The following is an 11,863-nucleotide window of genomic DNA, read 5'->3' as shown; positions in this document are numbered from 1 at the left end:
GTAGAATGCGACCAAAACACCTAAATAGGACTTATTCTCATTGAAAATGAAAAATTCAAATGACACTATTAGCCGTTCTTGGTTAATAAAACAAGTAAAAAAGCACAAGTCCAAATTACTGTTTGCTAACGTAATCGCTATTCTTGCGACTTTAGTAAGTGTTCCTATTCCTTTACTAATGCCTTTAATGGTTGATGAAGTGCTTTTAAACAAGCCTGCTTCTGGGTTAGACATGATGAACATGCTATTACCCTCTTCCATGCAAACACCTACTGGCTATATTGCACTTACCCTACTCCTTGTAATTCTAATGCGCTCAATAAGCCAAGCGTTAAATATTCTACAAGGTCGCCAATTTACCCTCGTGTCTAAAACAGTGACCTATCATATGCGAAGCAAAATGATAGAAAAGCTGGGGCGAATCAGTATTAGGCAATATGAAACCAAAGGCAGCGGCGGGATCAATGCTCATTTAATTACAGATATAGAGACCATTGATAAATTCATTGGTTCAACGCTCTCTAAGTTCATAGTCAGTTTTCTTACTGTAATAGGTACTGCCGGAGTACTACTTTGGCTGGAATGGCGACTAGGGCTGTTCATTTTACTTGTTAATCCTATTGTTATTTATTTTTCAAGAAAGCTTGGCAGTAAAGTTAAACACCTAAAGAAACGTGAAAACCAATCATTTGAACATTTCCAAAACCGTTTAGTTGAAACGCTAGACGGCATTTACCAGCTAAGAGCCGCGAACAAAGAAAGAATTTTTTTAGATGAATTAAAAGCTCAAGCTGATCAAGTTCGTATAGATGCAGATAAATACGCTTGGCAATCTGAAGCCGCAGGTAGAGTCTCATTCCTTCTATTTTTATTAGGCTTCGAGCTTTTTAGAGCCGTTGCTATGCTGATGGTGTTATTCAGCGACTTAACTATTGGTCAAATATTCGCCGTATTTGGCTATCTATGGTTTATGTTAGGTCCTGTACAAGAATTATTAGGTATTCAATTCTCTTGGTATAGCGCTAAGGCTGCCTTGAAAAGAATCAATGACCTTTTACTGCTTGAGGAAGAATACCGGCCAATAAGTAAGGTCAATCCGTTTACTTCCAATAAAGAAGTTGACGTTTCCATAGAAAATATTACATTCTCTTACAATTTAGAAAACACTGTTTTAAATAATTTATCGCTGGAAATTCCCGCTGGGAAGAAAGTTGCGCTTGTTGGTGCAAGTGGTGGTGGTAAATCGACTTTGATACAGCTTTTGATTGGAGTCTACCAAGCAGATTCCGGTAATATACGTTTCAATGGTGAGACGACAGAAGACATCAGCTTTGACATAATAAGAAATCAAATAGCAGTTGTATTACAACAACCTATACTCTTTAATGACACCTTGAGGCATAATCTGACTCTTGGTGAAGACTACGACGAAATGGCTTTATGGCGAGCGCTTGAAGTTTCACAAATGCAAGATGTGATTACTCAGCTAAGTGATGGGTTAGATACTCAAATTGGTCGTAGTGGTGTTCGATTATCTGGTGGGCAAAGACAAAGGTTAGCCATTGCTAGAATGGTGCTCAGTAACCCGAAGTTTGTTATTCTTGATGAAGCAACGTCTGCTTTAGATACCGCGACTGAAGCCGCTCTTCATAAAGCATTAAGTGAGTTTCTCAAAGATAGAACAACTCTCATTGTTGCTCATAGACTTTCAGCAGTGAAACAAGCTGATTTAATATATGTATTGGAAGATGGGCAAGTTACCCAAACAGGAACACATGGCGAACTGGTTGAACAACAAGGTCTCTATCAAACACTTTATGGGAGTGTACAGTCGCACGCCTAGCGTTTTAAAACGAATCAATGGTCGCGCCTTGAAGCAGCCATTGATTCATCTTATCGGACACGCTTCACTTGCGCGTGCTCGCTTTGCCTTCACCTTTGTCTGGAAGGCAGTATGACCCTCTCAACCCAGCATCAATGTGATACAAGCAATGTTCGCCTTTGCCAAGGTTGTGAATTACCTGTCGACCGCGTCTCTGTTCCTTCTGGTAAAACAGCCTACTGCCCGAGATGTGGCACACAACTCTATAGAGGCGGCAGCCCTAGCTTATCGGGCAACCTCGCCTTAGCAGTAACATGCTTATTGCTCTTTATACCCTCTCATTTTTTTGATTTTATTAGTATTCGCTTGATAGGCGTGATGATCCCTGCGACTTTACCTTCAGGTATGGTGACATTAATGGGTGAAGGTTTCCCTCTTCTTGCCCTTTTAATCTTATTTTGCAGCTCCATCGCTCCATTTCTTGTGTGTTTTTCAGTATTAGTCGCCCACGCCTCTCTCTATTTTCGATGGTTTACGCCACTCAGGTTATCTTTAAAAACGGTACAAACCTTAAAACACTGGATGATGCTCGATGTATTCTTAGTCAGCATCGCTATTTCATGTTTTAAATTGCAGGATTATTCCGATATTTTTATTGGGGTTGGCTTAGTTGGATTACTACTTCTGCAATTATTTAGCGTGTTGTTGATCACTCGAATCAGTGTAAGACGTTACTGGGAGTCATGGAGCCAAGAATCTCAATATGATTTTGAAAACAAAACAGTGCATTGCCATAACTGTCATCTTTCTCAACCGAATAGCAAAGCGTGTGTCCGTTGTCATCAAAAGCTTCACCACAGAAAACCCAATTCGATTCAAAAAACGTGGGCACTACTTATAGCGGCATCGGTCGCGATAATTCCGGCGAACGTCATTCCTATATCGATATTAATAACTAATGGTCAACGCTTAGAAGACACCATATTTTCTGGCGTCGCAGCATTAATCAAAAGTGAGATGTATGGCATCGCCATTATTATTTTCGTCGCCAGTATTGTTGTACCAGTCGCGAAGATTTTGGGGCTCGCCTACATCTTACTGTGCATCCAATTTAAACGTTCCGTCTTCCATAGGCAGAGGATGATCGTTTACTTCGTTGTTAAATGGGTTGGGAAATGGTCTGTAATGGATTTATTCGTTATTTCGATAATGATGACATTAGTCGACCGTGGACAAATTTTAAACTTTACGCCGGGCTTTGGTGCCGTAGCATTTGGTATGGTCGTTATCCTTACTATGCTTGCCGTTGAAAGCCTTGATCCTAGATTAATCTGGGATAACTACACCTCTAAAGATGAGTCAGTGAATGAACAATAACAACCAATCACAAGCTTCTTATTCACCAGAAGTTAAAAAGAACAAAGGCATTTCTCCACTTTGGATATTGCCTATTCTTACTATGCTACTTGCTGGTTGGCTCGTCATGAAGTCAATACACGATGCTGGGCAACGCGTTCAAATTTACTTTTCTGACGCTGCAGGGTTGGTCGCAGGTCGCACAACGATCCGCTATCAAGGCTTAGAAGTTGGTATGGTTCGCGACATTACTTTATCTGAGGATCTCTCGAATATTTATGTTGATGCAGACATCTACCCTGAAGCAAAAAAACTCCTCTCAAAGGAAACTCGCTTCTGGTTAGTAAAACCAACAGCAAGTTTATCTGGCATTTCTGGGCTAGATGCTTTGGTCTCTGGTAACTACATCGCGATCCACCCTAGCGAAGCTTCTAGTGAGCCTGAAACGGTATTTAACGCTTTAGACAGTGCTCCCTCTGATTTGCTCGCTTCTGACGGCTTAAATATCATGCTCACCGCAAAAGACTTAGGCGGTATTTCTGTTGGTTCTCAAATTGTTTATAAGAAAATCCCTATCGGTGAGGTGTACAGCTACAAACTCAATGACAATTCAAAATCTGTCACAATAAAAGCAGCCATTCATGACGAATATAGCCATATCATTACTGATGAAAGCCGATTTTGGAATGTCAGCGGCTTAGGCGCAAGTATTGGGTTTTCTGGTGTTGACGTACGAATGGAAAGCTTAAGCGCCCTTCTTGGCGGTTCTATTGCCGTAGATTCTCCAGGAGGTGGAGAGGCAGTTGAAATGAACGCTAAATTCAAGCTCTACCAAGACTTGAAAACGGCGGGGCGTGGTATAGCAGTGAAAATCTCAGTTCCTGATGATAATAAAATAAGCTCAACAGGTGCGCCTATCATGTATAGAGGCATTGAAATTGGACAAGTTACAGACTTATCTTTAAGTGAAGGTCGTGAAGAAGTCATCGCCTCAGCCGCTATTCAACCAGCTTTCAGTGATTTTCTTAATACAGGCAGTAAGTTCCTACTTGAAGAAGCAAAAGTATCGCTAACAGGCGTAGAAAATATTGCTAACCTAGTCACAGGCAACTTCTTGACTTTGGTTCCCGGTGAAGGAAGCAAAGCCCGCAGTTTTCATGCGATACGTAAACATGAATACAATCAGCAACAAGAGAAATCCATTGCGATCCGTTTAAAATCTAATAACTCTTTTGGATTGGATGTAGGCACAAATCTCCTTTATAAAGGGATTGCTGTTGGCTCGATTATCGAAGTTGGCTTAATCGAAAATGTTGGCAAAGGTAACGCTAAACATGAAGTCTATATGGATGCGCTTATTGACAACGAATATGCTCACCTCATAAAAAGTAACAACCGTTTTTATGTGACTGGCAGCGCGACTGCTGAACTCACAGAATCAGGGCTTAGTGTTACTGTCCCGCCCGCAAAACAGTTATTAACCGGCTCTATTAGTTTTGTGAGTGAAGGAAATGAACATAAGCGGTCAGACTACCAATTATTTAAAAGCCAATCTTTAGCGGAACTAGCTAAGTACAACCAATCGGGCTCTCAAACTTTATCGCTATTTGCGAGTGAGTTACCTCCTATCTCGAAGGGAAGTCCCCTTCTCTATCGCAACCTACAAGTAGGCAGCATTTCTGATTTTTACCTAACTGACGGTGGTGTGAAAATTAAAGCGACGATTGAAAACCGCTACAAGCACCTAGTGACCAATCAAACTGTTTTTTGGAATCGATCTGGTGTGGAAGTTGATGCGTCTTTATCCGGTATTAGTATCAAGGCGGATCCTCTTAAAACATTAGTTCAAGGTGGAATCGCGTTTGATTCTCTACCAGGCATTGATAATAAGATTGGTAAACAGTGGAAGCTTTATTCTGATTCGAAAACAGCCCGTAAATTTGGGCGAGCTATTCAACTGACCTCTTCAGGCGATCAAGAAGTCAGTAAAGGTACCCCAATTAAATACCAAGGCGTTACGGTTGGTGAAGTGACATTAGTTGTTCCAAACTTCAAAAAACGTGGTATTGAAGTAACGGCAAGAGTCTTACCAGAATACGTGGATAGAATTGCGATTAACGGCAGTCACTTTTGGGTCGCTGAAGCTGAGATTGGTTTAGATGGAATAAAAAATGTATCGGCTTTATTGTCTAAATATATCAATGTACAGCCAGGTAAAGGTCAATCACAACTCTCTTTTGCTCTTTCGGACTCTCCTAATAAGGTCGAAGGCAAAACCTTCACGCTTCAAAGCGAAACTAGAGGCTCAGTAAAAGTTGGCACTCCCGTCCTATTCCGTGAAATGGAAATTGGTTCGGTAACCGATGTGAAGCTTGGTCAATTTGCTGACCGCATCATTTCAACGATTGAAGTTCTACCTGAATACACATATCTAATAAGGAGCAACAGCGTATTTTGGAACACTTCTGGTGTTGATGTATCTATTGGTTTGTCCGGCGCAAATATTAAGTCAGGTACAGTAGATAGCTTAATTCGTGGTGGGATTACTTTCTCAACACCTGAAGGCAAGCAATTACAACCTACAGCAGATGAAGGACAGTCATTCTATTTATATCCAACCGCAGAAGATGGATGGAAAGAATGGCGCACTGCAATACCTAAGCCATAAGCGTAAGATTTAGGTTTTTAGGTTTTTAGGTTTTTAGGTTTAGCAAAATTTCTAGCCTAGCTCGACCGAATAGAATGTGAGAACAGACTTAATAGACCGAAATCAACAGTAATTATAAATGCAGCCTTAGCGCTGCATTTTTATTGTTTAGCCTACCTCCATTTTCGATTACACTTCCCACATTATCGCTTTTATCGAGATTTCCCTTTGCACGCTAATATTTATATCCCCGAAGAATTCTTAACAAATATTGAAGAGATCATGCCTAGCCACTTAGATATGGCTTCTTTTATTTCCGCATGTCAAAAACCTCTTCGTAAAAGTATACGCGTCAATACTCTAAAAATTAGCGTTACCGACTTTTTGAAACGTGCAGAGATCAAGGGTTGGGAGTTAGAACCTGTACCTTGGTGTAATACTGGGTTTTGGATAACTTCTGATGAAAGTGAAGTGCCATTAGGCAATACAGCAGAGCACATGTCTGGTTTATTCTACATTCAAGAAGCCAGCTCTATGATGCCTGTTTCTGCTCTATTCCAAAATGATGAAACGTATCGAGCCGTTCTGGATACTGCCGCAGCTCCAGGTTCTAAAACCACGCAAATAGCTGCTTTGATGAATAACGAAGGTGTACTTGTTGCCAATGAGTATGCTGCAAGCCGTGTAAAAGTACTCCACGCGAACATAGAACGATGTGGTGTAAGAAATGCGGCGTTGAGTAATTTCGATGGTCGTGTATTTGGCGGTTGGTTACCAGAGCAGTTTGATGCGGTGTTACTTGATGCTCCTTGTTCTGGAGAAGGTACAATTCGTAAAGATGCCGATGCTATGAAGAACTGGAGTCATCAATCTGTTTTAGACATTGCTGAAACACAGAAAGACCTTATTGAAAGTGCTTTTCATGCATTAAAACCCAATGGTGTTTTAGTTTACTCCACCTGCACATTAAGCACTGAAGAAAACCAACAAGTATGCCATCACTTAAAAAATACATTTGGTGATGCTGTCGAATTTGAAACCTTAGATACTTTGTTTGAAAATGCTCAAGCAGCAACAACAGAAGAAGGTTTCTTGCACATTTTTCCACAAGTTTATGACTGTGAAGGTTTCTTTGTCGCTAGAATCCGAAAGCTAGCATCTGTAACACCACCAAAAGTTAAGAAAAGAATGGGTAAATTCCCATTTGAGAAAGCGCCATCAAAAATTCAAGATGAAGTGACTAGCCTCTTGCTAGAAACACTCGATGTCACCTTACCTTCAGATACACAGGTATGGCTACGTGATAAAGATGTTTGGTTGTTCCCGACAGCATTAGAACCAATGATTGGCGAATTACGTTTCTCTCGCATGGGAATCAAAATTGCTGAGACTCATAAAAAAGGCTATCGCTGGCAACATCAGGTTGCAACTACTCTGGCTACAGGCAACGAGTCAAATATTGTCAAACTGTGCATTGAAGATGCGAGAGAATGGTATATGGGAAGAGATATTCGCCCTGAATCATTATCAGGTAAAGGTGAAGTACTCGTAGAGTTTAATGGTGCAATCATTGGATTAGGTAAGTGGGTAGGAAACCGAATTAAGAATGGTCTTCCTCGTGAACTAGTAAAAGATAAGAACTTATTCTAAACCCTTAGTTCGGAAAGCTTATTCAGAGAGTTTTATTACTCACAGAGCTTTTGAAAACATAAAAAAAACCCAATCAATACGCTATTGATTGGGGCTTTTTACTTGAGCTTATTGGCTCATTAAAGGCAACCAGCTTTCAGTGTTTAGCTGTGGTTTGAGGCTCAAATCTTTGAACTTTATTTAAACATTAGCCTTCTTTAGCTAAACGGATACCTTCAGAATCGATGGTGATTTTACCGGCTTTATATAACCCACCGATTGTTTTCTTAAACGTACCTTTACTCGTTCTAAATGCAGAAAAGATTGCGTCTGGTGACGATTTATCGTTAAGAGGTAAAAAGCCCTCTTTCTTTTCAAGTAAATCCATTACTTTCATGCTTAGGTCGTCCATTTTACCTACGCCGATTTTTTGAAGTGATAAATCAACCTTGCCATCTTCACGTACATTCTTGATGTAGCCTTTTAACGCTTTACCAATAAATAGCTTTCCAATGACTTCAGAAGGGAAAATCATGCCCCAATGCTCACCGTTCACAATGGCTTTGTAGCCTAGCTGGCTGCGTTCAGCGATGATTAAATCCACTTGTTCATTCGTCTTATATTCGGCAGGTGTGTTATCTAGCCATTTATTGAATTTTGTTGTGCCAACAATACGGCTTGATGCTTTATCAATGTACACGTATACAAGAATAGATTGACCTTCATTCAATCGCCCGCGCTGTTCGCTAAACGGAACTAGCAGATCTTTACTTTTTACGCCCCAACTCATGAAAGCGCCAATGCTATTTACACCTTCAACAGTCATTAAGCCAAACTCACCTACCTGTGCAATAGGCTTTTCTGTTGTCGCTGCAATTTGATTATCTGAGTCGATGTATAAGAAGACATCTAACTTATGACCAATTTCAACACCTTCAGGAGTAAATTTTTTCGGTAATAACACGGTTCCGTAGTCACCAGCGTCAAGGAATACACCGAAATCAGCTTGTTTTACTACTTCTAAGTTGTTTACTTGACCAACATTAATCATCAAAATTGTCTCTACTTTAAATTTGCCAGAGATTATACGTGATCTCTGTTATGCTTTCGCTAGTTTCATTAATATTTTTCAACTCTAGGAGCCCTCGTTGATCACCGTAGATAAACAAGATGCAATTACACTCAAAATAAACCATGCAATGGCGAAAACAAAAACGTTGGACATGGATGTATATCTTTTTATTCCCGGCGAACTCGGTCTTACTCCTGAAGTCCTCTCTGAAAGTGCTTTTTACTACAGTTCGATTACTCAAAAACGCGCGTATTATAGTGATAAGACACTATTACCTTTGGTTCACAGTCGCTTGGCCAAACGTGGCAGGTTATCAATTACCCAATATCGAGTAAGTCTAAGTTTATTCGCATACCAATACGTTATCGCTCTTGATACCGCGGTTAACAGTTTAAATAAAGCCCCTGGTGACAGCGTAACAGCTGATGAAGTTGATGAAGTCATTGAGCTTGCTTTAGATATTCTCAAGAAGCTGAGACGAAGTATCCCTTATGAAGAAAACCTCAAACGCTACTATGCCAACATTGATAACTATCTATCTTGGTATACAGAACAAAAGTTTTTATCTCTTATTGCTCACATGCCAAGAGACAATGAGTACTCCACTATCAAAGAGCGCTTGGTTGCACTTTGTGAGAAAGAAACCGCTCACCGCCGATTAAATCGATATAACTCGACTCAAGTTCGTGAAGATGTCACGCGCTTAAGTAATAAGATGCGTCTATTGAGACGTTTAATTGAGCACCCTATTGTCTTAAAAGAGAAGACAACTTCTATGGGTAACAACGTTAAGCGAGCGGTAAAAGGTATCGCTACCGGCTTGGTGATGGTCTTTGTTACAACAACTGTTATTTTAGCTCGTGACTTTCTTGGTGAGATTACCGCCTCTTTCATCGTTTCTATGTCATTCATTTATGCGCTACGAGAAATTTTTAAAGACGACTTAAGAGATATTCTATGGCGCTGGATTCGTAAAGGAAAACCTAAGTGGAAGCGCCGCTACTATGACCCAACAACTAACAAATCAGTTGGGCAAAAACTAGAATGGCTGGACTACAGTACCTTCTCAAAGTTAGCGGACAAAATTCAATCTATTCGTAAAAAGCGAGTGGTTCAGCGTGAAGAGCAGATTTTACATTATCGCTCTCAAACCCATATGTCTACGTCACTGTTTATGAGTGGCTATGAAGAAACTCGTGAATCTGTATCTATTAGCCTGCGAGCCTTAACCCGATTAATGGATAAAGGATCAAATAAGGTTTATAGACTTAATGAAGGTCAAGTTAGTAGAGAGTCTGTTGAAAAGCGTCATCTATTAAATTTGATTATTAAAGAGAATAACCACGATTCAGAACCAACGTATTATCGCTGGAAGATTGTCATGAATCGTTCAAAGATTGTAGACATCGAAGAGATTAAGCAAGAAGCATAACGGCAAATTTCAACTTTACTGACAATAGTTCATTTTAGGGGCAATAATTCACTTTAGTGACAAATTCCACCTTAGTGACAGACTCCATTTTACTGACCAAAGTTCCTTTCACTGACGAAAAACGCCAGTGCATGGAACAACCATTTACTCTATCACTTTTTCTTAGGTATTTTCTTAATTGACAGTGTTAGAGTGAATTTTGCCATCACTTCATCATTACTCAGTGTCGGACACGTCGCTAATATCGTAACCGTTTGGTTAACCCTCTCACCTGTTTGCATTGTTTGCTCTAGCATTGCATCAATCAACTCTCCATCGGTGCAAATAAAGTGAACATCCGCTTCAGGCCGTTTTAAGAACTCCCCTGTCACCCCTTTAAAGGCGAGTGATATTTTCGCTCCTTGATCTTGAGCTTTACTCATCGCTAAAAATCCACCCGCGACATCTGCCCCTACAGCAAGTACACCAAAATACATACTATTTAAATGATTCTTTGTTCTACGCTTTAATGGAATTTTAACTTCAACTTGCTTCTGATCGAGCTTAATTAACTTAGGTCTCGCAAGCCAAATAAACGGGACTTGGAAGAAACCAAACATGTTGAGATACAGGTTTGCTTTTTGTAATGGAGAGAACATATTAGTCAGCCTACTTTATAGTTGTCCGACCAGTTAATATTCATTCCATTCAAATGTCAAAAAATTGTTACAAAAAAGAGAACTGTTAAAAATAGTCCGAGAGAGAAGTAAGCAGAATAAAGAATAAAAGTATTTAAGCTTTTGAAATATAGCCGGTGAGAGCTAATACGCGATGAACCATAAAAAAGGCATTGCCAGTAGGTGACAATGCCTCACATCAGTTTTATACGGTGACTAGTATTAAGTACCTAGCAAATAGATTATGCCGTAATAACAGCATCAACCCCTTCTAAGTCAGCAATGTAACCTTGCAGTTTAGGGTAATCAACAAGCCCTTGAGTAACCAATAATACTGGCTTTTTCGCTTGCAAAGACGATTTCACAATCATATCAATTAATGTAATAACAGATTCATTCTGAGGGTCGAATGCATGTTGCTGAGCTTCATTTTGCTTATCTACGCCCAATGTAAATTGCGTTAAGTTATCAACATTAACGACTACACCATCAAAGTAATGCAGCAAACGTTCACTAAGAAGAACAGCAGATGGCACATCACATGAGAATAAGACTTTGAGCCCGTTCAAACCTCTAGGCAAGCCTTGCTCAGCAAGTAAATCGATAATTTTAGCCGCGTCACTTAACGAGCGAACAAAAGGCACAACAATCTCAATGTTGAAGCCTTGCTCTCTTAACGTTTTGATTACCATACATTCTAGAGAAAATGCATGACTATAAGCATCAGTCGCGTATCGAGCAACGCCTCTCACACCAAGTGCCGGGTTAACTTCTTCTATCTCATTCTTGCCGCCGAGAAGTGAGTTAAAAGCATAACTGTCCGCTCCGCTCAATGCGACGCGAATTGATTTATGAGAAGGTTTAACAGCAGCAGAGATAGCTGACACTAGAGTGTGGACGAAATGTTCAGAAACGGCTTGCTCACCAATAATGCTACTTAGTGATGTTTTTTCTAAGTCAGTTAAGACACTTAGATGGTTCTCGATACTCGGATGATAAAAAACGCGCTCCATGAGCAATTCAGATAATGAAACGTATAAATGTTCCGAACCATTACTCTCATTATAAGAAGGCAATACATCACCTAAAGTTAATTCAGGGTGTAAGGCTCTTGGGTTTCCTTGAGTCATGACTGCTCCAGCATTGTTATATTTGTATTTGATAGAAAATACCGATAGCTGCTTGTTAATACAAGCAAAAAACAGCCATTTAAGAGTCTGCCAATGATAAAACACGTAATATTGGAAAT

At 40.0% G+C, this 11,863-nt stretch carries 8 protein-coding genes; 5 read left to right on the top strand and 3 right to left on the bottom strand.

Annotated features, from left to right (window positions below; genetic code table 11):
- The first annotated feature begins 46 nt into the window (after positions 1 to 46).
- The 4 genes from F0226_RS05590 to rsmF all read left to right on the top strand — a co-directional run bounded on the left by F0226_RS05590 (position 47) and on the right by rsmF (position 7,475).
- Positions 47 to 1,843, top strand: a complete 1,797-nt coding sequence (locus tag F0226_RS05590; RefSeq protein ID WP_171734843.1) for an ABC transporter ATP-binding protein — start codon at positions 47 to 49, stop codon at positions 1,841 to 1,843.
- A gap of 111 nt (positions 1,844 to 1,954) precedes the next feature.
- Complete coding sequence (locus tag F0226_RS05585) at positions 1,955 to 3,199, top strand: paraquat-inducible protein A (RefSeq protein WP_171734727.1); 1,245 nt, start codon at positions 1,955 to 1,957, stop codon at positions 3,197 to 3,199.
- Positions 3,189 to 5,846: an MlaD family protein gene (locus F0226_RS05580; protein ID WP_171734726.1), complete on the top strand. Its 2,658-nt coding sequence runs from the start codon at positions 3,189 to 3,191 to the stop codon at positions 5,844 to 5,846. The genes F0226_RS05585 and F0226_RS05580 overlap by 11 nt, the downstream gene beginning before the upstream one ends.
- Before the next feature lie 207 nt (positions 5,847 to 6,053).
- Positions 6,054 to 7,475, top strand: coding sequence for a 16S rRNA (cytosine(1407)-C(5))-methyltransferase RsmF (gene rsmF, locus F0226_RS05575; protein ID WP_171734725.1), 1,422 nt, complete (start codon positions 6,054 to 6,056; stop codon positions 7,473 to 7,475).
- Between the two features lie 187 nt (positions 7,476 to 7,662).
- Here rsmF and F0226_RS05570 read toward each other — a convergent pair whose 3' ends face one another.
- A complete protein-coding gene (locus F0226_RS05570; RefSeq protein WP_171734724.1) occupies positions 7,663 to 8,505 on the bottom strand; it encodes a S1-like domain-containing RNA-binding protein in 843 nt (280 codons plus the stop codon).
- A gap of 97 nt (positions 8,506 to 8,602) precedes the next feature.
- On the opposite strand from F0226_RS05570, the gene F0226_RS05565 reads away from it, so the two are divergent.
- Positions 8,603 to 9,958: a hypothetical protein gene (locus F0226_RS05565; RefSeq protein WP_171734723.1), complete on the top strand. Its 1,356-nt coding sequence runs from the start codon at positions 8,603 to 8,605 to the stop codon at positions 9,956 to 9,958.
- Between the two features lie 152 nt (positions 9,959 to 10,110).
- On the opposite strand, the gene F0226_RS05560 is transcribed toward F0226_RS05565, so the two are convergent.
- Together F0226_RS05560 and F0226_RS05555 are read right to left on the bottom strand one after the other, a co-directional pair.
- Entirely contained in the window at positions 10,111 to 10,596 is a 486-nt protein-coding gene (locus tag F0226_RS05560) for a DUF4442 domain-containing protein (RefSeq protein ID WP_171734722.1), read from the bottom strand.
- Between the two features lie 260 nt (positions 10,597 to 10,856).
- Positions 10,857 to 11,744: a putative PEP-binding protein gene (locus F0226_RS05555; RefSeq protein WP_171734721.1), complete on the bottom strand. Its 888-nt coding sequence runs from the start codon at positions 11,742 to 11,744 to the stop codon at positions 10,857 to 10,859.
- Positions 11,745 to 11,863 lie beyond the last annotated feature (119 nt).

The organism is Vibrio sp. 99-70-13A1 (assembly GCF_013114625.1).
GTDB lineage: Bacteria > Pseudomonadota > Gammaproteobacteria > Enterobacterales > Vibrionaceae > Vibrio.
This window is presented reverse-complemented; position numbering and strand designations above follow the sequence as displayed.